The 20779-nt window shown below is 66.0% G+C and carries 14 protein-coding genes and 1 tRNA gene; 3 read left to right on the top strand and 12 right to left on the bottom strand.

The window, feature by feature from the left end; genetic code table 11:
• The first annotated feature begins 118 nt into the window (after positions 1–118).
• Positions 119–2479: a cytochrome P450/oxidoreductase gene (locus tag PNO31109_RS18175; protein ID WP_150556865.1), complete on the top strand. Its 2361-nt coding sequence runs from the start codon at positions 119–121 to the stop codon at positions 2477–2479.
• Between the two features lie 103 nt (positions 2480–2582).
• Here PNO31109_RS18175 and PNO31109_RS18170 read toward each other — a convergent pair whose 3' ends face one another.
• The 6 genes from PNO31109_RS18170 to PNO31109_RS18145 form a co-directional block, all read right to left on the bottom strand.
• Positions 2583–3794 carry a multidrug effflux MFS transporter gene (locus PNO31109_RS18170; protein ID WP_174966454.1) on the bottom strand — a complete coding sequence of 404 codons (1212 nt, stop codon included), beginning with the start codon at positions 3792–3794 and terminating at the stop codon, positions 2583–2585.
• 261 nt (positions 3795–4055) lie between these two features.
• A complete protein-coding gene (locus PNO31109_RS18165; protein ID WP_150556863.1) occupies positions 4056–5408 on the bottom strand; it encodes an MFS transporter in 1353 nt (450 codons plus the stop codon).
• 278 nt (positions 5409–5686) lie between these two features.
• Complete coding sequence (locus PNO31109_RS18160; protein ID WP_206111338.1) at positions 5687–6226, bottom strand: cysteine dioxygenase family protein; 540 nt, start codon at positions 6224–6226, stop codon at positions 5687–5689.
• A 674-nt stretch (positions 6227–6900) separates the two neighbouring features.
• Positions 6901–7167 (bottom strand): hypothetical protein, encoded by a 267-nt coding sequence (locus tag PNO31109_RS18155; RefSeq protein ID WP_150556861.1) that lies wholly within the window; start codon positions 7165–7167, stop codon positions 6901–6903.
• Between the two features lie 286 nt (positions 7168–7453).
• Positions 7454–9049, bottom strand: a complete 1596-nt coding sequence (locus PNO31109_RS18150) for an EAL domain-containing protein (protein WP_150556860.1) — start codon at positions 9047–9049, stop codon at positions 7454–7456.
• A gap of 407 nt (positions 9050–9456) precedes the next feature.
• Positions 9457–10374: a LysR family transcriptional regulator gene (locus tag PNO31109_RS18145; RefSeq protein ID WP_150556859.1), complete on the bottom strand. Its 918-nt coding sequence runs from the start codon at positions 10372–10374 to the stop codon at positions 9457–9459.
• A gap of 195 nt (positions 10375–10569) precedes the next feature.
• Here PNO31109_RS18145 and scpC point away from each other — a divergent pair, with 195 nt between their 5' ends.
• On the top strand, positions 10570–12066 hold the full coding sequence (gene scpC, locus PNO31109_RS18140) for a succinyl-CoA:acetate CoA-transferase ScpC (protein ID WP_150556858.1): 1497 nt from the start codon (positions 10570–10572) through the stop codon (positions 12064–12066).
• 168 nt (positions 12067–12234) lie between these two features.
• On the opposite strand, the gene PNO31109_RS18135 is transcribed toward scpC, so the two are convergent.
• The 4 genes from PNO31109_RS18135 to PNO31109_RS18120 form a co-directional block, all read right to left on the bottom strand.
• Positions 12235–12591, bottom strand: coding sequence for a GFA family protein (locus PNO31109_RS18135; RefSeq protein ID WP_150556857.1), 357 nt, complete (start codon positions 12589–12591; stop codon positions 12235–12237).
• 256 nt (positions 12592–12847) lie between these two features.
• The gene (locus PNO31109_RS18130; RefSeq protein WP_150556856.1) at positions 12848–14734 is read right to left on the bottom strand and encodes a methyl-accepting chemotaxis protein; all 1887 of its coding nucleotides are present in this window, start codon (positions 14732–14734) and stop codon (positions 12848–12850) included.
• Between the two features lie 330 nt (positions 14735–15064).
• Positions 15065–15793 carry a GntR family transcriptional regulator gene (locus PNO31109_RS18125; RefSeq protein WP_150556855.1) on the bottom strand — a complete coding sequence of 243 codons (729 nt, stop codon included), beginning with the start codon at positions 15791–15793 and terminating at the stop codon, positions 15065–15067.
• Between the two features lie 18 nt (positions 15794–15811).
• Positions 15812–16822: an asparaginase gene (locus PNO31109_RS18120; protein WP_150556854.1), complete on the bottom strand. Its 1011-nt coding sequence runs from the start codon at positions 16820–16822 to the stop codon at positions 15812–15814.
• Positions 16823–16994: 172 nt separating this feature from the next.
• On the opposite strand from PNO31109_RS18120, the gene PNO31109_RS18115 reads away from it, so the two are divergent.
• Entirely contained in the window at positions 16995–18350 is a 1356-nt protein-coding gene (locus PNO31109_RS18115) for an MFS transporter (RefSeq protein WP_150556853.1), read from the top strand.
• 166 nt (positions 18351–18516) lie between these two features.
• Here the strand turns inward: PNO31109_RS18115 and PNO31109_RS18110 are convergent.
• Together PNO31109_RS18110 and rpoD are read right to left on the bottom strand one after the other, a co-directional pair.
• Positions 18517–18592: transfer RNA gene (locus PNO31109_RS18110), tRNA-Ile, on the bottom strand.
• Positions 18593–18620: 28 nt separating this feature from the next.
• The gene (gene rpoD / locus PNO31109_RS18105; protein ID WP_370750487.1) at positions 18621–20609 is read right to left on the bottom strand and encodes an RNA polymerase sigma factor RpoD; all 1989 of its coding nucleotides are present in this window, start codon (positions 20607–20609) and stop codon (positions 18621–18623) included.
• Between the last annotated feature and the right edge of the window lie 170 nt (positions 20610–20779).

Here is a 20779-nt window from a genome sequence, read left to right as displayed (position 1 = left end):
TGGGCGCACTGGGCGCACTGGGCGCGGGCCGGACGCTCCTCTACACTTGTTTCATTGCGTGTGGCGTCGCGAGTCCCTGCGGGGTCGCCGTCACACCGGACCGAGAGAGCGTGAACGGATGAGTCAATCGATTGCCCCCACCCCGAACACGGCCGCAGCGAGCGCTGGCGGCTGCCCGTTTCATCAGACCACCGAGTTGAAGGCGCCCAACGGCTGCCCGGTCAGCGCACGTGCGGCCGAGTTCGATCCGTTCGAGGACGGCTATCAGCAAGACCCGCCTGAATACGTGCGCTGGGCGCGCGAGCAGGAGCCGGTGTTCTATAGCCCAAAGCTCGGCTACTGGGTCGTGACGCGCTACGACGACATCAAGGCGATCTTCCGTGACAACATCACGTTCAGCCCGTCGATCGCGCTGGAGAAGATCACGCCGACGGGGCCCGAGGCCAACGCCGTGCTCGCGTCCTACGGTTTCGCGCTCAATCGCACGCTGGTCAACGAGGACGAGCCCGCGCACATGCCGCGCCGCCGCGTGCTGATGGAGCCGTTCACCCCCGAGCACCTCAAGCATCACGAGCCGCTCGTGCGGCAGCTCGCGCGTGAGTACGTCGACCGCTTCATCGACGACGGCCGCGCCGATCTCGTCGACCAGATGCTCTGGGAAGTCCCTCTCACCGTCGCACTGCACTTCCTCGGAGTGCCCGAAGAGGACATGGACAAGCTGCGCGAATACTCCATCGCGCACACGGTAAACACCTGGGGGCGCCCGAAGCCCGAGGAGCAGGTGGCCGTCGCCCACGCCGTGGGCAACTTCTGGCAGCTCGCCGGCAAGATTCTCGAGAAGATGCGCCAGAACCCGGACGGCCCCGGCTGGATGCAATACGGCATTCGCAAACAGAAGGAATATCCGGAGGTCGTCACCGATTCGTACCTGCACTCGATGATGATGGCCGGCATCGTGGCCGCGCACGAGACAACGGCGAACGCCACGGCCAATGCCATGAAGCTGCTGCTGCAGCACCCGGACGTCTGGCGGGAAATCTGCGAAGACCCGTCGCTGATTCCGAACGCCGTGGAAGAGTGCCTGCGCCACAACGGCTCGGTGGCCGCATGGCGCCGTCTGGCCACGAAAGACGTGACCATCGGCGGCGTGGACATCCCGGCGGGATCGAAGCTGCTGATCGTCTCGTCGTCGGCCAATCACGACGAGCGCCACTTCGCCGACGCCGATCTGTTCGACATTCGCCGCGAGAACGCGAGCGACCAGCTCACCTTTGGCTACGGCGCGCACCAGTGCATGGGCAAGAACCTCGCGCGCATGGAGATGCAGATCTTCCTCGAGGAATTCACGCGCCGCCTGCCCCACATGAAGCTCTCGGAGCAGAAGTTCACATACGTGCCGAACACGTCGTTCCGCGGGCCTGAGCATCTGTGGGTCGAATGGGACCCGGCGCAGAACCCCGAGCGCCGCGATCCGAGCGTGCTCGAGCGCCGCGCGCCGGTGCGCATCGGCGAGCCGTCGGGCCACAGCGTGACGCGCCCGGTCGTGGTCGAGTCGGTCACGCCGGCGGCCGAAGGTATCGTGAAGCTGCGCCTCGTCGCGCCGGACGGCCGCGCGCTGCCGCGCTGGGCGCCGGGCTCGCACATCGATGTCGAGTGCGGCGACACGGGCCTCTCGCGCCAGTATTCGCTGTGCGGCGACCCCGCGAACGCCGGCGTTTTCGAAATCGCCGTGCTGCACGAGCCGGCAGGCCGCGGCGGCTCGAACTGGGTGCATACGCAGGTACGTGTCGGCGACCGGCTGCGCATTCGTGGCCCGCGCAATCACTTCCGTCTGGACGAGAGCACGCCGCGGGCGATTTTCGTGGCGGGCGGCATCGGCGTGACGCCGATTGCGGCGATGGCACGCCGCGCCCGGGCGATCGGCATGGACTACGAGATCCATTACAGCGGCCGCAGCCGGCGCACGATGGCGCTCGTCGAGGAACTGCAGGCGCTGCATGGCGAGCGTCTGCATCTGTGGGTGAAGGACGAAGGCCGGCGCGCCGACTACGCGCAGTTGCTCGCGGCGCCGCAAGCCGGCACGCAGGTCTATGCGTGCGGCCCCGTGCGCATGCTCGAAGGACTGGCCGAATGCTGTGCGCACTGGCCGGAGGACACGTTGCGCGTGGAGCATTTCCAGTCGCAGTTGGGCACGCTCGATCCGGAAAAGGAGCATGCGTTCGAAGTCACGCTCAAGGACTCCGGCATCACCCTGACGGTGCCGGCCGATCAGACGCTGCTCACCGCCTTGCGGGCCGCGAACATCGACGTGCAGAGCGACTGCGAGGAAGGCTTGTGCGGATCGTGCGAAGTGCAGGTGCTCGAGGGCGAGGTGGATCATCGCGACGTGGTGCTCACGCGCGCCGAGCGCGATGCGAACACGAAGATGATGTCGTGCTGCTCGCGCGCCTGCGGCAAGAAGCTGGTGCTCGCGCTGTGACGCGCTGACGCGAAGCTCATCCCGGCTCGCCGCCGTCCCGGCGGCGGGTGCGAACGAAAAGGAGCGCCGCTCACACGGCGCTCTTTTTCATCGATCGGCGGCTTCAGCGCGCCTGCGCCGGGCGCCGCATCATCAGCATGGCGGCGAGCGCCAGCAGCGAGAACCCGCACATGACCGTCGCGAGCGGGCGCGGCGAGCCGTCGTTGAGCACGCCGAGCAGGCCGCCCGCGGCGAAGCCCAGGCCGTACTGCACGCTGCCCACGAGCGCCGCCGCTGCGCCGGCGCGGGTCGGGTGATTGGCCAGTGCACCGGCCACCGAGTTCGCCGTGATGATGCCGCGCAGCGACATGAACAGGAACAGCAGCGCCACCATCAGCGGCAGAATCGCAATCCCCAGCCAGGTTGTCGCGCACAGGACCGACGTCACGATGGCGCAGCCGATGATGCCGATGCGCATGAGCCGGTAAGCGCCGATCTGTCCCACACGCCGCGAGTTGAACATGGTCATCGAGGCCATGCCCACGATGTTGATGCCGAAGAGCACCCCAAAGAATTGCGGCGAGACATGGAAGTACTCCATGTACACCAGCGGCGTGCCGGTGATGTACGTGAACGAGGCGCCGAACACAGCGCCCCCCGCGAGCATGTAGCCCACGAAGTGCGGATCGCGCAGCAGGTGCCAGTACGACATGGCCACCGCGCGCGGGCCGCCCTGCGTGCGCGCCTGCGCCGCGCCCGTCTCCGGCAGACGCCACAGCGCGAGCATCGCCACCGCACCGAACGCGGCGAGAATGCCGAAGATCACGCGCCAGCTCGTCAAGCGCAGCATCTGCCCGCCAACGAGCGGTGCGACGATAGGCGCCACGCTCATCACGAGCAGCATGATCGAGAACGCGCGGGCACTGTTGCGCGGCCCGTACACGTCGCGCACGATCGCCTGTGCGATCACCGGCATGGCACAACCGCCTAGCGCCTGCACGAAGCGCCACATCATCATGTGATCGATGCTGTCGGCGAACGCGCAGCCCGCGCTGCCGAAGATGTACAGCGCGATGCCGGCCGCCATCGGTCGGCGGCGCCCGAACCGGTCGGCGAGCGGCCCCCACAGCAACTGTCCGAACGCAAACCCGAGAAAGAAGTACGACAGCGTGAGCTGAGTGGCCGCCGCGCTCGCCCCAAGCTCATGGCGCATTGTCACGAGCCCTGGCAGGTACATGTCCGTGGACGCGGGCGCAATCATCATGAACAGACCGAGAATGCCCAGCAGCACGCGCTCGGAAGGTAACGCAGAAGAGAGTTCGGACGTCGATGTCATTGTCGTTATGGTGAGCGCACGCGGCGCGCCGCGTGGGGGGACGAAGCCCATGGAGCCGTGGAGCCGTGGAACCGTGAAGTCGTCAAGCCGCGGACGCGGTGGCGCATCGGTCGGACGTGCGCGTGTCGCACCACCGCGGCAAACGGCACAACGCCCGCCATGATACCGCCGGCGGGCGTTGCGCTTTCATACTCGATCGTTATTGCAGCGCTAACGTCTACTTATGTCTGCTTATGTTTGCTTATGCCTGCGTCTGCCTGATCAGTTGGCCGGCACGGTGCGCAGGCTCGCGCCGCCGCGCTGCGTGCGCGCAATGGCCAGCACGCCGATCAGCGACACGCACGCCGGGACGGCGGCCGCGAGGAACAGCGACGACGACGACCATTGCAGATGCATGAGCGCACCGCCGAGCACGGGGCCCAGCACCGAGCCGATACGGCCCACGCCCAGGCTCCAGCCGATGCCCGTCGAGCGCAGCGAGGTCGGGTAGTAGGTCGCGGCGAGCGCGTTGAGCGCCGGCTGGCCGCCAATGATCGAGAAGCCCGCGAAGAAGATCGCCACGAACACCGCCACCATCGACACCATTACGACCGGATTGCCAATGGCCGCCGTGGCCGCGATGGCAATGAGGAACGTGACGGCAAGCACGCTCGTGAAGCCCACGCGGTCGATCACGCGACCGAGCAGCAGCGTGCCGATCACGCCGCCGGCCCACAGCGCCGTGCCGGCCATCACGGCGACCTGCGTCGAATAGCCGGCGTCGCGAATCACCGTCGGCAGCCAGTTCGACAGGAAATACATGTCGAGCAGGTTGGCGAAGTTGATGATCCACAGCAGCAGCGTGACGCGCGCACGGCCGTCCTTGAACAGCTCGACGAACGGCACGCCCCTGGCCTTCTGCTCGTCGAGCACGAAGTTGGCGTCCACAGGCACGTCGGCACCCGGCGCCACGCGCATGAGCTGCTTGCGAATGCGCACGCGGTCGCTCTTCTTGAACAACAGGAACTGGATCGACTCGGGCAGCGAGACCCACATCAGCAGGCCAAGCACCAGGGGAATCGCACCGCCGATATAGAACACGGCGCGCCAGCCCAGGCTCGGGATGATGGCTGCGGTAATCAGGCCACCCACCACGCCGCCGAGCGTGAAGCCGCACGACACGATCATCATGAGCGACACGCGAATGCGGCGCGGGCTGTATTCGCCGGCGAGCGCCATGGCGTTCGGCATGATGCAGCCCAGCCCGAGGCCGGCGGCAAAGCGCCAGACCACGAGCTCGGTGATCGTATTGGCAAAACCGGTCACGATCATGCACACCGAGAAGCACAGCGTGGCGCCGATGAGCACCGGGCGCCGGCCCAGCTTGTCGGCCAGCGCCGAGAACGTCAGCGACCCCACGAGCATGCCGAACAGGCCGGCGCCGAACACCGGCGAGAGCGTTTCCTTGGCAATGCCCCACTCGCGGATCACCACCGGCGCCACATACCCCATGGCCTGCACGTCGAAGCCGTCGACCACCAGGCACATCGCGCACAACACGATCACCCACCATTGGTAGGCGCCGAGGCGACTCTCGTCGATCAATGCGCCCACATTGACTTCTGCTGCTTTCATTCTGTCTCCAAACGTTCTCGCAACTTCATGGCACGGCGTCCCGCTCGAGGCGCCGGCGGCTTGCCGCATTGCCTCGCATCGGGCCCGGGCCGCCGCGCGCCGGGCGGCCAGGCATTGTGCGCCCGGCGGGAGGACGACATGTCCTCCCTGCCGCACGTCAATTACGCTTTGCGGAAGTTTATATTGCTGAACGTAAATCGATGCTCAGTGTAAACACTTAGGCGGGCGTGCCGCACCGCGGCGATTCCCGTCACATGCCACGAAACGTGGCGTGACCTTCAGAGGCTCACGAGCGCAGAGGCTTCGGCGTTGGCGTAGCCCGAGACGAAGCGCTTGCGCGTGCCGTCGGGCAGATAGACCGAGCGCGCCACGCGGCCGATGTCCGCGCCGTACACGTGGATGCTCACGGAGACGCGATCGTCGAACGCGTTGCGGACCTGATGGATGTCGCCGAGGGTGGGCGAGACCGCTTCCACGTCCCCGGGCTGCAGGCGCACGGCCTGCAGCGCGGCCTGCAGCCCGCCGCTGGCCGAGACGGTAAACGGCAGCGAATCCTCGGCGCCGCGCAGCATGCCGATGAGCCCCCACACGGTGTGGTCGTGAACGGGCGTCGACTGTCCTGGCCCCCACACGAAACTCACCACGCTGAAGCGGGCTTGCGGATCGACGTAGAGCCGGTACTGCGTGTAGCGCGCCGGGTCGGGCTGCGCGCAGGCGTCGGGCAGCCATCCGTCACGGGAGACGAGCTTGGCCAACGCCGCGCGCCCTTGCGCGATGAGAACGGCCTCGTCCGGCGCCTGCGCCACGAGATCCGTCATGGTGACGATGAAATCCCTCAGGGGACCGAGTGGGTCCGCGACACCGGCGGCGTCCGCGGAACCGGCGGGGCCGCGCGTGGCGGGGATAGTGGGAAACGCCATGGTCATCTCCTCGAACACCATCGGCGCGGCATGGGCCTTCGCGCCCGCGCACCGTTCTTGTGGTTTTTCTCCATCCCGGCCACGGGACGAGGCTCGGGTCATGCGCCGCAATCCCCTATGGGCCTTGAGAATGGCCCAAATGGCCCAAATGGCCCACAGTGATGCAAAAAAGCGACGAATTGTCGCAGCTGTGGTTTTTCTACAAGTTTTTTTGCCAAAGGTTTACCCGTCTAGGGATTTCCCTGATATAGTTGCACCTGTCTCCTCCACCTCCTCCTGGTGGATTTCACGGCCAGCAACGCGCTGGCCGTTTTTTTTGCCCCCGCGTTGCGCCCCCTGCGCATGCTCGCACCGAACGGATCGCGCGCGTCGCCGGACGGCGCGCTCCCATCGTCACCGCAAACGCGGGCTTGTCGCCGCGCGCCACGACGCCGTAGTCCAACGTATCGTTTTGATTGTCCTGGGAGCGCGGCCCGAGTGGCTTGGGAGAGCCGTTGCTGCCGTCGCCGGCATGGGAGGCCGCACCCGCGGCTTGATGACCCGACCGATGTGAATCCGGGGCCGACTTGCGCTCAGTGCGCCGTACCGTTCTCGCGCGCTACACGGTCTTCGATGCGGCGCTCGATGCGTTTGCGGATCTGCTCGGCGGCGCCGGTCGCATCGCTCGCCTCGATGCTCGAGTACTCGCAGCGCCCGATGTAGTGGCCTTCACAGTAGGCGTCGACAGCGCCATCGAAACGCTCATCGGCGCGTGGTGTGACGGCGCCCTCGAGGTCGAACGGCCGCCCGGGCGGCGTGCTGCTGACATAGTGCCAGGAAAAACGGAATGATTGAGCCACATGTCCCCCTTCGGTAAAGCGACAGCTATGGAACTGCCGGGCCAATGCTGTTTTTCGGGAAATCGTAACATGTTCACGATTTGCGGCAAGCGCACAAAAAAAAGCGGCCCGCAGAAGCGGCGAGCCGGATAGTCCGTGGAGGTCGGGGGCACATCAGGACCACGGTGATTCCACTGTAGTCCCGAATCGGTGTCGTTATTCTCCGTAATTTGCCTGATGCGACGCACACGGACTGCCGACGGCCGGCAACTCGTCGCGCGCGCCCTCACATCCCCGCCGCCGCGGCTCACGCGCCCCCTTCGATCGGCCAACGCACCGGCGCCGCCGTGGTCTTCATTCCCGCCATCGCCCCCACGTCGCCAGCGGGCACGGCCTTACCGAAATACCAGCCCTGCCCCACGACGTCCGGATAACGCTCGAGCAAGTACGCAACCTGCGCTTCGGTCTCGATGCCCTCCACGATCACGCCAAGCTCGAGCAGCGCCGCCATCTTGCAGATCTGGTCCACGATCGTATTGCCGACGGTGTCCGTGCCGAGCGCCTGCGTAAACATCCGATCGATCTTGAGCGCATCGACGTTGAGCTTGGAGAGATACGCCAGATTCGAGAAACCCGTGCCGAAATCGTCGATGTGAACCTGATAACCGTCCAGGCGCAAGCGGTCGAGCGCTTCTTTCAGAAGCGTCATGTTCTCGGTCGAACGCTCCGTGATTTCCAGCGCGATTTGCGCAGGCGGCACGCGCAGCACCGAGGACATGTGGTCGAGATAAGCGTGGAACGCGGGGTCGACGATGTCGGTCGCCGCGAGATTCAGGCTGATGTGGAACTCGGGGTCGGCCAGTGCGCGGCCATGCATTTCCACGAGCGCGCGGCGCACGACCTGACGGGTCACGAGCCCGATCACGCCGCGCCGCTCGGCAATGGGGATGAACAGCTCGGGCGATATCGGCGCACCGGCATTGTCGTTGAGTCGCGCGAGCGCTTCCACGCCGACCATCTTGCGATCGCGCAGCCGCACGAGCGGCTGGTAGGCGACGTGGATGCCGCCCGACTCGGCCGCGTGCTGCGTGACCCAGTCCACCGACATGCGGTAACGCCGGCGCGAGCGCCACGACGCGCCCACGGCGGCGCCGCCAATGCCGCCGATGCACAACGCCAGCGTAAACAGCAGCGGATTGTCGGTAATGCGCGAGGCGACGTAGACGGCCGAGGCGCATACATCCACGGCGCTCGCACACGCGGAATAGCGGCGCAGCGCCGTGAAGTCGAACCACGGCGATCGTTCACCGAGGCGAATGCGCAATTGATCTCCGTACATGCCCGCTGCCCAGAACTGAAAGCGCATGTCGCTCGTGGACGCCACCGAAGCAAATCCCGGTGGCGGCATGGCCAGCCGCTCGGGCAGCACGGGCGGGCTGAAGACCACGACGTCGCCCATGCCCATGGCGTTTGCCTGCACGCCGGGCGAGACCACTCCGGTAAGCGTGTGCCACAGCTTCACGCCGGCGCGGGTTTCGTGAGTGGGCGGCGGCAGAACGGGCTTGGGATCGAAGCGGCCCGCCACGGCCGAGCACAGCAGGCGAGAATCGTGAACGCGCCCGATATCGTGAAAGTAGGGGCTGCGCATGGCCACGCGGCGCAGCGCGAGAATGTCGGCATCGGTGCACGGTTCGGCGCCACCGTCCAGCGCGCTTTGCAGTGCGTCGCTGCCAGAGAGCGACGCATCGCGCATGAACCCCATGATGTCCTGCACGTAGGCGCGAAGGCGGAAGTCGTCGATGCGCGTCTGGATGATCTGCCCGACCATCAGCATGATGAGCATGCCGGCCGCGACAGCCGTGAGCAACGGCAGCCAGCGCGTCAGTCTTCGGAATGTACGCATGGGGAGATGGCGTCCATGTGGCGCCTACCGTCGAACCCTACCGGTCTCGCGGCGAGGCATGACGGCAGTGTAGCGCAGCGAATTGGCGAATGTATCGGATTGCCGACGATCTCGAACGCACTGTCGCACGCGCCACACACGCCGCCCGTGCACGACACCGTGACGCTATGTGCCGCGGATGCACAACGCCTGCGCCTGCCTGCCGCCAAACGCCCGTGGCGCGGGGTTTGCGAGGGATACGGACAGTGGGACGAAAGGGGGTCGGGGCTCGGGTAACGTGACGCCTAACGCTTCTTCACATGGCCCGGCCACGCCACTGAAATTTCGCAATTCGGCCAAAGGGGACGTCGATGATGCCTATGCGCACGCCGCCGGCGAAACCGCATGCCGGCATTGCACCAAGACCATCAAACGACGGGCGATGCGCTGTCGCTGCTCTCTGGCGAATCCGCAGGCAGCATCGCAATGAAGTTGGCCAGCGCCGCCGAGCCGTGATCGCTTCGGTAGGCGAGGCTGATCGGCGCGCTCGGCACGTCGCCGTCGACCGGCCAGAAGCCCATGCCGGGCGTGCGGATCTGGCGCACGGACGCGGGCACCAGCGAGACACCGAAGCCTGCCGCCACCATCGGCACGATCGACGTGATCTGCGGCGCCTCCTGCCCGAGCTTCGGCCGAAAACCCGCCGCCTCGCATGCGGCAATGGTCCGGTCGTACAGTGACGGACTGATTTCCCGCGGCAGCACAATGAATTCGTCCTGCGCGAGCGCGGCAAGCGGCACGCGCTTTCGAGCACACATGGGATGACTTAGCGGCAGCGCCAGCACCATGGGCTCGTCCACCACCGGCAGCGTCTCGATGCCCGGCGGTACGTCCTCGGGCGTGCGCACGAACGCGGCATCGACGGACTCGTCCATCAGCGCGGCCAGCAGACTCGCGGTGTTGCTCTGCTGCGGATGCAAATGCACGTCGGGATATTGCGCGCGATAGTCGCGAATCCATGCCGGGACGCGCGGCTCGAAATACGTCGCGCCCGCGAACCCGATCCGGAGGTGCCCCGCTTCACCACGCGAGATCTGCTGCATGCGGCGCTTGACCCGCGCCACGCGCTCGAGAATGTGACGCGCCTCAGGCAGGAAGGCCTCTCCCAGCTCGGTGAGCGCCACGTCGCGCGGCAGACGCACGAACAGCGGCCCGCCCAGCTCGGCTTCCAATTGCCGGATCTGCAGGCTCAACGGCGGTTGCTGGATGCCCACGCGCGCTGCTGCCCGCGTGAAATGCCGCTCCTCGGCCACCGCAATGAAATATTGCAAATGCCGCAACTCCATGCCCGCTCCTCCGTCCGCCCGGCCCCACCGGGTTTGGCGCGATCAATACATAAAAAGTATTGAAGTACTTTGTTCAATATATTGGAAATGTGACGCATGCGTCAATACACTTCGAGTCGAGCGTGATCAACGGCGTTGCCTGCGGCCACGCGGAGCATTCACGAGATTCGAATAAGAGAGACGAGGAGCCTCACGATGTTTGAAGACCGCATCCGCCTGGCGTCGCTGCGCGACCGGGTGATGAGCGCCGACGACGCGGCCACGCTGATCGGCGACGGCATGGTGGTCGGCATGAGCGGGTTCACCCGCGCCGGCGATGCCAAGGACATGCCGCTTGCGTTGGCGCGGCGCGCCCAGGCCCATCCGCTGAAGATCACGCTGATCACGGGCGCATCGCTGGGGCACGATTCCGACAAGACGCTGACCGAGGCCGGGGTGCTCGGCAAACGTCTGCCGTTTCAGGTGGACACCACGCTGCGCAGCGCGATCAACCGCGGCGACGTGATGTTCGTCGACCAGCACTTGTCCGAGACGGTCGAGTTCCTGCGCGCCGGTCAGTTCGGCAAGCTCGACGTGGCGGTGATCGAAGCGGTCGCCATCACGGAGGACGGCGGCCTGGTGCCCAGCTCGTCGGTCGGCAATTCGGCGAGCTTCGCGATCCTCGCGGACAAAGTGATCGTGGAGATCAACCTCGCGCAGCCGCTCGCCTTCGAGGGTATGCACGACATCTGGATTCCGGGCCAGCGCCCGCATCGCGACCCGTTGGCGATCGTGGACGTGCGCGACCGCGTCGGCACTAGCGCCGTGAAGATTGCGCCCGAGAAGATCGCGGCGATCGTCATCACGCACACCCCCGACAGCGCGTCGAATGCCCTGCCGCCCGACGCCGAGACGCAGAACATCGCCGGCCATCTCATCGAATTCTTCCAGCATGAAGTCTCGCGCGGGCGCCTGCCTCGCACGCTGCCCGCGATCCAGTCAGGTATCGGGACCATTGCCAATGCCGTACTCATGGGCTTCGTCGATTCGCCGTTCGAGCAGCTCACCATGTACTCGGAGGTGCTGCAGGACTCCACGTTCGAGCTGATGGACGCGGGCAAGATGGTGTTTGCCTCGGGCTCGTCGATCACGGTATCGCAGCCGGTGCAGGACCGCGTGTTCGGCGATCTGGCGCGCTATCGCGACAAGCTCGTGCTGCGCCCGCAGGAAGTCAGCAACCATCCGGAGGTGATCCGCCGCCTGGGCCTCATCGCGCTGAATACCGCGCTCGAAGCCGATATCTACGGCAACGTGAATTCCACGCACGTGGGCGGCACGCACATGATGAACGGCATCGGGGGATCGGGCGACTTCGCTCGCAATGCACGCATGGCGATCTTCGCGACCAAGTCGATCGCCAAGGACGGGCGCATTTCGAGCATCGTGCCGATGGTGCCGCATGTCGACCACAACGAGCACGACGTGGACATCCTCGTCACCGAGCAGGGACTGGCCGACCTGCGCACGCTCGCGCCGCGCGAGCGCGTGAAGCTGGTAATCGACAACTGCGCGCATCCGAGCTATCGCGAAGTGCTGCGCGACTACTACCGCGACGCCCTGCGCTATGCCGGCCACACGCCGCACGCGCTGGAGCGCGCCTTCGAGATGCACATCAATCTGCGCGATCGCGGCTCGATGCTGGCAGCGAAGTAACGCAGCGACGGTCGGCACCGTCGCGGCGGGGTCCAGGAACACGGGGCGCATGCGGTCCCGTGAGCCCGGCGCGGCTGAGCGCGACGGGCATTCGCGGCTCGCCGGCACGCGCGGGCGAGCCGCTTTTTATTGCGTCAGCCAGCGGCCGGCGGTGGCGCGCGCCGGCGTCTACCTGCTCGCGCCATCGAATGGCGTGGGATGCACGGTATCCAGATCGATGCCATCGAGGCACCGCACATTGACCGCCGCCATTTTCGTGCCGTCGGGCATTTCACCGAACGCGAATGCCTCGACACCGCATCTCGGACAGAATTGATGGCGAATGACGTGCTTGTTGAAAAGATATTCGGCAGCTTTTCCCTCGCCCGCCGTTTGCGTAAATTCCGTCAGCGGCGTGAAGGCCAGAATCAAGCCCCGCTTCTTGCAGATGGAACAGTTGCACGCGACTGTTTTGGATAGATCGACATTGGCGGCAAAGCGCAAGTCACCGCAATGGCATCCGCCTTCGTACCGTTGATGGGTCATGTGGAGTCTCCTGAACGTGATCGGCAATATCGATTCGACACCGGCAGACGTCGGGCACAAGCGTTTCGGGAAGGAAGGACGCCGCGCCGGAATGCGGTCCATTGTGCGACAAATTCCGGCGGGCAGGGCGGTGCGGCGCTCTAGCGGTGTGGCGCTGTAGCGCTGTGGTGACGTCAGGGCGAGGCTGGCGGCGCGCGCGGGCCTCGCCGCCCGAGTGCGGCACAGCAAGGCCGTCGTCCATTCAGGCGTGGCGCGCTCAGGCCGCGAGCGCCGGCTCGTCGCGATGCGGGTCGCGCTGCGCCCCTGCCGGGCTGCGCACCACGGTCACGCCGTGGCGGCTGTGCTCGCGCAACTGGAAGAGCGCGACGGTGTCGGCAAGATTGCGCGCCTGCTCGCTGAGCATTGCCGAGGCGGCGGCCGACTCTTCGACCAGCGCGGCGTTCTGCTGCGTCGACTGATCCATCTCCGCCACGCTGCGATCGATCTGGCTGATGCCGGTGCTCTGCTCGGTCATGGCGCTGTGGATTTCGCTGATCAGACGGCGCACGCGGGCGATGCCGTCGACGATCTCGCCCATCGTGTCGCCGGCGGCCTGCACGCGCTGCGTGCCGCTCTTGACGTTCTGTACGGAAGCCTCGATGAGCGTCTTGATTTCCTGCGCGGCGGCCGCGCTGCGCTGGGCGAGCGTACGCACCTCGCCGGCCACCACGGCAAAGCCGCGGCCCTGCTCGCCCGCGCGCGCGGCTTCCACCGCGGCGTTGAGCGCGAGGATGTTGGTCTGGAACGCAATGCCGTCGATCACACTGATGATCTCGGTAATGCGCTCGGACGACCGGGCGATCTCGCTCATGGTCGTGACGGCGCCCGTCATCACTTCGCCCCCGCGCGCCGCCGCTTCGCTGGCGTCGTTCGCGAGGCGCGTGGCGTGCTCGGCGGCCTCGGCCGTCTGTTTCACGCTGGCGGTGAGTTCGGTGAGCGCGGCCGACGTCTCCTGCAGCGTTCCGGCCGACGCTTCGGTGCGCTGCGACAGATCGCGGTTGCCCATCTCGATCTCGCTGGTTGCCGAGGTCATGCCATTCACGCCTGCGCGCACGTCGAGCATGACCGTACTGATCTTGTCGACGAACGCGTTGAACGAGCGCGAAATCTGGGCGACTTCGTCGTTGCCGACCACGTCGAGGCGGCGCGTCAGGTCGCCGCCTCCCGAGCCGATGGTGTCCATCGCGTCGCGCACCTGCGACAGACGGCGAAACGCCTGCGAGGTAAAGAAGCTCGCAATGCCGATGGCGCACAGCGTCAGCACGATCAGCGTGATGACGGTCGCGCTCAGCACGCGCGAGAGGCCGGCGGTCGCTTCAGCCTTGTCGAGCGCCACGACGAACAGCCAGTCGGTGCCCGGCACGGGCTGCACCTTGACGAGCTTGGCCGCACCGCCGAGCTCCACTTCCATCGGTTCGGTGGCGCGCTCGAGGCCGGCGAGCGTGTCCGGCGTGAGCGACTGCGCGAGATCGCTCGACTGCTTGAGCATGAGTTTCTCGTCCGGGTGCGCGATCACGAGGCCGTCGCGCGAGACCACGAAGGCCAGGCTCGAGGGCGTGGGATGCACGGCCCTGACGACTTCCTGCACGGCGTCGAGCGGCACGGCACCGCTCACCGCCCCGAGCGTCTGGCCGTCGCGCAGGATCGGGGCGGCAAACGACACGTACAGCTTGCCGGACGCGATGTCGGCATACGGCTTGACCACCGTGAGCTTGCCCGCGGCCGTGGCGCCCTTGTACCACGGACGAACGGTCGGATCGTAGTCGGGCGGCGTGGGGCCGCTGGAGAAGTATGACTTGTCGCTCCAGCCGATGCTCGAGATCGGGAAGCCGTTGGTCGCGCCGAGCAGCTTCGTGAGGGCGACGCCTTGCTCGCCCTTCTCGACGGCCGCGGCCGTGCCGACGACCGACTGGCCCTTTGCGGCGGCCCAGCGCTCGACGGCGAGCGTGTTGCCGCGCGCGACGGCGTCGAGCGTGTTGGCAATGGTCGACATCATGCTGTTGCGCACGATGAGGTAGGTGGTGATGCCGGAGAGGATCAGTGCCCCGATTACGGTGGCACACGCGATCAGGATGATGCGTGTTCTAAGCGAAGATACTGTCATGCTGTCTGGACGGGCCTGCGGCTAGGGGGGGTCAAAGACAGGAGACCGGCGCCCAGGCCACCGGCTCCACGAGGTGGGGGTTCCACCCCAGCAATTACGGCCGGCGCACGAAGAACTTTAGGTGTTAACCCGGAAAGCCGACGAGAATCGGCCGCGAAAGTGCGCACGGCGTCTTGCCGGGCCCCACCAGGCACCACCACGCACTATCGCGCGCTATCGCGCACTATCGCGCATCACCCGGCATTGCCGGACATGACCGATCGCGGATGATCAGGTGTGCGAAGCATCACCGGCGCGGGGCGGCCGGCGATGTGGCGCCTCGCGCTGGCGTCACTCGTTGGCGGCCGCCTGCGCTTCGGTCTGCTCGATGGCCTTGACGATGATGCGCAGCGTAGCGTCGAGATGGTCTTCCGTGTGCCGGCGGGCGGCGGCCACATCGCGGGCGCGGTACTCGTCGAGCATTTTCTGGTGTTCCTGATTGCTCACGTCGACATGCACCGGCCGCATGTAGAGCGACAAGGCGATGTAGGGGCCGGACGCATCGCGCAACGTCTTGATCAGATGCGCCAGCCGGGAATTGTCCTGCGAGGCCCAGAGCGCCGCGTGGAACGCCTGGTTCAGCTCGGTCCACTTCACGACATCCGTCGTGGCGAGCATTTCGCCGTGCAACGCCTGGGCCCGCGCGATGTCCTCGTCGCGGATCGTGGCCATTGCCTGCTCGGCCATCATGGGCTCGAGCGTCTTGCGCAGGCGGTAGAGTTCATTGACATCGTCGATCGTCAGCCCTCGCACCACCGCGCCGCGATGCGCGTCGAAGAACACGAGCCCCTCCGAGACCAATGTGCGCAACGCCTCGCGCACCGGCGTCGTCGACATCTCGAGACGGCGGGCGAGATCGTCCTGCCGCAGCCGGTCGCCCGCCTTCAGCCGCCCCTGCAGAATCTCGGTGCGCAGCGTCTCGATGGCGTACTGATAGGCGGTGAGGCGGCGGCGGCCGGACGTGCCGGACGTGCCGGTAGCACCCGACGCGGCGGCCGATGCGGAAGACGTGCTTTTCAAGGGGAAGGCCGTGGGAGTTTATCGACGCGTGAGTTTACTCCAATTTTCCAGTGCGTCCGCAACCGCGGCGGGCGGCACGCCCGAGGCGATCAACGCGGCGAGCAGCAGCCGCGACTTGAGCGCCGAGAGCCATCCGGACATGCGCGCGCCGCGCTTCACGAGATCGATTTCCGCGCCCACATAGCCGTATGTCGATGACGCGGTCGAGCCGCCGGCCGCTCGGCTCGCGACAATTACCGGCACCTGTTGCGCGAGCGCGCTCACCCGCTCGGCAAACGCGAACGACACGTGTCCGGCGCCCTGCGCCGCGATCACGACGCCTTCGTAGCCGCCGCGCACGGCCATCTCGGCCAGCTCGCCGTCGTCTCCCAGCACGGCCGTCACCAACGCGACCTTCGGCCACGCGCGCACCGGCCGTGCGAGCGGCGCCGGCCGCGCGCCCGCCGCATGGAAGTACGTGGGCCGCCCTTCGACGAGGCGCGCGGCCGCACCGCCGTCGAGCGACACGAATGCCTGCACCGCCAGCGCGTCGCCCTTGCTCACCCAGCGCGCGCAATGCACGGTGTCGTTCATCACGACGAGTACGCCGCGGCCCGCGCTTTCCGGGTGTAGCGCCGTTCGCACCGCGGCCAGCAGGTTCGCGGGGCCGTCCGCACCGGCGGCCTGCGGCGCGCGCATGGCGCCCGTGATGACCAGTGGTGCGGGCAGCGTCCAGAACAGATCGAGCAGGAAGGCCGTTTCTTCGAGCGTGTCGGTGCCTTGGGTCAGGACCACGCCGCGGGCGCCCTGCGCGATCTGCTGCTCGGCCCAGTCGAGGGCTTCCATGAGGTCGTCGTAGCAAAGCGACGCGCTAGGCAATTGCCGGATCGACGCGGTGCGCACGGCAGCCACCTCGGACAGGCCGGGCACCGACCGGGCGAGTTGCGCGGCGTCGAGCGTGGGGACGACGCCGCCGGCGGCGTCGGATGGCGTCATGCTGATCGTACCGCCGAGCGAGCCGACGGCGACCACGGGAAGCGAGTTGGACATGGTGGACAGTATTTTGATTTCAGTTGATATGCATTGTGCATTATATATAATCGACAATCGTTTGCGAAGGGCGTGGAGGCATGGGCGCGTCGGGGCATCTGTCGTTTTGCCCCTGTCACCCCGTCCACCGGTCCACTCGTGGTCACTGTTCAGTCAACACTCAGGAGACGTCATGCAACCCAGCCCCCTGGCCCATCCGGCCGTCGCCGCAACGCGGTATCGATTTGCGGTATTCGCGCTGATCGTCGTCATCGCGCTCGTGAACTACATCGATCGCGGCGCGATTTCGTACTCGGCCGCGCAAATTACGTCGGAATACGGCTTCGACCGTGCCGGCTGGGGCGCCGTACTCGGCTACTTCGGCTATGGCTACATGTTCGGCGCGCTGTTCGGCGGCGCGCTCGCCGACCGGCTCGGCGCCAAGACGGTGTGGGTCATTGCAGGCGTGGCATGGTCGGCCTTCGCGATCGCAATGATCTGGGCCGGCGACCTCGGCGTGGCGGTTTTCGGCGGCTCCGCCCTCACCGGCTTCGCCACGGTTCGCGTGCTGTTCGGCTTCGCGGAGGGACCGGCGTACTCCATCATCAACAAGACGATGTCGGCCTGGGCGTCACCCTCGGAGCGCGGCTTCGCCGTGTCGATCGGCTTGCTGAGCACGCCGCTGGGCGCGCTGCTCACCGCCCCCGTGGCCGTGGGCCTGCTGTTGCTCACCGAGAGCTGGCGCACGATGTACATCGTGCTCGGCGTGGCGGGCTTCGTGCTGATCGCGCTGTTCGCGCGCGTCTACACGAACCGTCCCGAGGACAATCCGCGCGTCAATGCGGCCGAGCTCGCGCTCATCCAGGAAGGACGCCCGGCGCAGCAGATCGGCGGCGCCGGCGCCGCAAGCGACTTGCCGTGGTGGAGCTTTTTTCGCAGCAAGACACTGGTGTTCAATTCGATCGGCTACTTCGCATTCATCTACGTCAACTTCATGCTGCTGACTTGGACGCCGAAGTATCTCGCCGACGAATTTCACTTCACGCTGTCGTCGCTGTGGTACGTCGGCATGATTCCGTGGACCGGCGCGTGCGTGACGGTGTTGCTCGGTGGACGTATCTCGGACTGGCTGTATCGCAAGACCGGCAAGCTCGTGGTGGCGCGCAGCTGGTTCGCCGCGGCCGCCCTCACCTGCACCACGCTGTGCTTCCTGATGGTGTCGCAGGCGCAAAGCGTATGGGCCGTGATCGCGTTGATGACGCTAGGCAATGCGCTCAATGCCCTGCCCAATTCGGTGTACTGGGCTGTCGTGATCGATACGGCGCCGTCGCGCGTGGGGACCTTCAGCGGCCTGATGCACTTCATCGCGAACATTGCGTCGGTGCTGGCGCCCACGCTCGCAGGCATTCTGTCGGCCAGGTACGGCTACTCGTCGATGTTCGTCGCGACGGCGGTGGCGACGGCCGTTGGCGTGTTCGCAATGTTGCAGGTTCGCCCCGGCGTAGCCCCGAGTCTCGGCCGCCGCGGCGCGAAGCCGGCATCCGCCTGACGAGGCGGCCGCGGCGCGCGTGCGGCGACACGATCGAGCGGATGGTTCATTCGATGGACGTTAGCCGGATGCGCGATGCCGGCGCGGCGTTCGTGCGAACGCGGGTCATCGATGCCGCAAGGAAAAAAGCCCCTGACGTCACCGTCAGGGGCTTTTCTTCACTTCCTGGTAGGCCGTGCTGGGTTCGAACCAGCGACCAAGGGATTATGAGTCCCCTGCTCTAACCGCTGAGCTAACGGCCCTGAACTACTGGCGCTCGCTCAGCAGCAATCAATTGCCTTCGAGGAACGACTTGAGCTTGTCGGAACGGCTCGGGTGACGCAGCTTGCGCAGCGCCTTGGCCTCGATCTGACGAATACGCTCGCGCGTCACGTCAAACTGCTTGCCCACTTCCTCGAGCGTGTGGTCCGTGCTCATCTCGATACCGAAACGCATACGCAGCACCTTGGCCTCGCGCGGCGTCAGCGAATCAAGCACGTCCTTCACGACGTCGCGCATACTACCATGCAATGCGGCGTCCGCAGGGGCTACCGTGCCGGTATCTTCGATAAAGTCGCCCAGATGGGAATCGTCGTCGTCACCGATCGGCGTTTCCATGGAGATCGGCTCCTTCGCGATCTTCATGATCTTGCGGATCTTGTCCTCCGGCATTTCCATCTTCTCGGCCAGCGTCGCCGGATCCGGCTCGACACCGGTCTCCTGCAGAATCTGGCGCGAAATCCGGTTCATCTTGTTGATCGTCTCGATCATGTGCACCGGAATACGGATGGTACGCGCCTGGTCCGCGATCGAACGCGTGATGGCCTGACGGATCCACCACGTCGCGTAGGTCGAGAACTTGTAACCACGACGGTATTCGAACTTGTCCACGGCCTTCATCAGGCCGATGTTGCCTTCCTGGATCAAATCCAGGAACTGCAGGCCACGGTTCGTGTACTTCTTCGCGATCGAAATCACCAGACGCAGGTTCGCCTCGGTCATCTCGCGCTTGGCCTTGCGGGCGCGGCGCTCGCCTTCGGACATCTTGCGATTGACGTCCTTGAGCTCGGCGAGCGGCAACACCACTCGCGCCTGCAAGTCGATCAGCTTCTGCTGCAGCTCCTGCACGGCCGGCACGTTCCGCTCGACCACCGAGCTGTACGGCTTGTTATCGGCCACGACCGTGTAGATCCAGTCGAGATTGGTTTCGTTGCCGGGAAAGCGCGACACGAAATCCGCACGCGGCATGCCGCACTTGTCGACCACGATGTTCAGGATCGCACGCTCGATGTTGCGCACTTCGTCCACTTGCGAACGCAGCGTGTCGCACAAACGCTCGACCGTGCGCGCCGTGAAGCGGATCGTCATCAACTCGGCCTGGATGGCTTCGCCCGCCTTCACATACGGCTTGGACTGATAGCCTTCCTTCTCGAACGCGCGACGCATCTTGCCGAACCAGTCGGCGATCACCGCGAACTTGGCGAGCGAATCGCGCTTGAGCTGCTCGACCTGCGCTGCCGAAGCACCGCCGCCGCTGCCGCCGCTGTCCTCTTCCTCGTCGGCCTCTTCTTCCTCGTCCTCGGCGTCTTCTTCGGCGTCAGCGTCGAAGTCCTCGTCCTCGGAAGCCGCGGCTGCCGCTTCGGCTTCCGCGTTCGGGTCGATCAGGCCGTCCACCACTTCGTCGATGCGCATTTCCTCACGCTCGACCTTCTCGGCCATCGCCAGGATCTCGGCGATCGTCGTCGGGCATGCGGAGATGGCCTGCACCATGTGCTTCAGGCCTTCCTCGATGCGCTTGGCGATCTCGATTTCGCCCTCACGCGTGAGCAGCTCGACCGTCCCCATCTCGCGCATGTACATACGCACCGGGTCGGTCGTGCGGCCAAACTCGGAGTCGACCGTCGACAGGGCCGCTTCGGCCTCTTCCTCGACTTCGTCGTCCGACGCGGCGTTCGGCGCGTTGTCGTTGAGCAGCAGCGTTTCGGCATCGGGCGCCTGCTCGTAGACGGCAATGCCCATGTCGTTGAACGTGCCGATCACGCCTTCGAGCGCTTCGCTCTCCACCAGCTCGTCGGGCAAGTGGTCGTTGATCTCGGCGAAGGTGAGGAAGCCACGCTCCTTGCCCAGCTTGATCAGTGCCTTCAGTTTGCCGCGACGCTCCTCAAGTTCCTCGGCCGTACCGGGCTGGTGCGAGGAAAATGCGTCCTTGAGCAGTGCTTTCTCTTTTGCCCGGCGATCACGCGCCTTCTGCTTTTCCACTTTGGTCTGATCTTCGTTCACGGGTTGATCATTAGTATTCGCTGCGACGTTCTGCTCCGCCGGAGCGGGAGGCTTCGCGGCCCGGCCACGCGTCTTTTGGACGGGTGGCTCGACGGTTGCCGACGCGAGCTCCACGGCTTCGGTCTTGCGTGAGGCCCCGGTCTTGCGTGGGGCCTGCGTCGCAGGTGTAC

Origin of the sequence: Pandoraea nosoerga (assembly GCF_902459585.1) — a bacterium.
In the GTDB taxonomy this organism is placed as follows: Bacteria; Pseudomonadota; Gammaproteobacteria; order Burkholderiales; family Burkholderiaceae; genus Pandoraea; species Pandoraea nosoerga.
Note: the sequence above shows the minus strand (reverse complement) of the source record. Positions and strands in the feature narration are given on the sequence as shown.

Bases quoted from the DNA above. Each gene is read 5' to 3' on its own strand.
- PNO31109_RS18165 (WP_150556863.1), bottom strand. From the start codon at position 5,408: ATGAAAGCAGCAGAAGTCAATGTGGGCGCATTGATCGACGAGAGTCGC.
- PNO31109_RS18130 (WP_150556856.1), bottom strand. From the start codon at position 14,734: ATGACAGTATCTTCGCTTAGAACACGCATCATCCTGATCGCGTGTGCC.
- PNO31109_RS18115 (WP_150556853.1), top strand. From the start codon at position 16,995: ATGCAACCCAGCCCCCTGGCCCATCCGGCCGTCGCCGCAACGCGGTAT.
- PNO31109_RS18175 (WP_150556865.1), top strand. From the start codon at position 119: ATGAGTCAATCGATTGCCCCCACCCCGAACACGGCCGCAGCGAGCGCT.
- scpC (WP_150556858.1), top strand. From the start codon at position 10,570: ATGTTTGAAGACCGCATCCGCCTGGCGTCGCTGCGCGACCGGGTGATG.
- PNO31109_RS18145 (WP_150556859.1), bottom strand. From the start codon at position 10,374: ATGGAGTTGCGGCATTTGCAATATTTCATTGCGGTGGCCGAGGAGCGG.
- PNO31109_RS18135 (WP_150556857.1), bottom strand. From the start codon at position 12,591: ATGACCCATCAACGGTACGAAGGCGGATGCCATTGCGGTGACTTGCGC.
- PNO31109_RS18170 (WP_174966454.1), bottom strand. From the start codon at position 3,794: ATGACATCGACGTCCGAACTCTCTTCTGCGTTACCTTCCGAGCGCGTG.
- PNO31109_RS18120 (WP_150556854.1), bottom strand. From the start codon at position 16,822: ATGTCCAACTCGCTTCCCGTGGTCGCCGTCGGCTCGCTCGGCGGTACG.
- PNO31109_RS18160 (WP_206111338.1), bottom strand. From the start codon at position 6,226: ATGACGGATCTCGTGGCGCAGGCGCCGGACGAGGCCGTTCTCATCGCG.
- PNO31109_RS18150 (WP_150556860.1), bottom strand. From the start codon at position 9,049: ATGCGTACATTCCGAAGACTGACGCGCTGGCTGCCGTTGCTCACGGCT.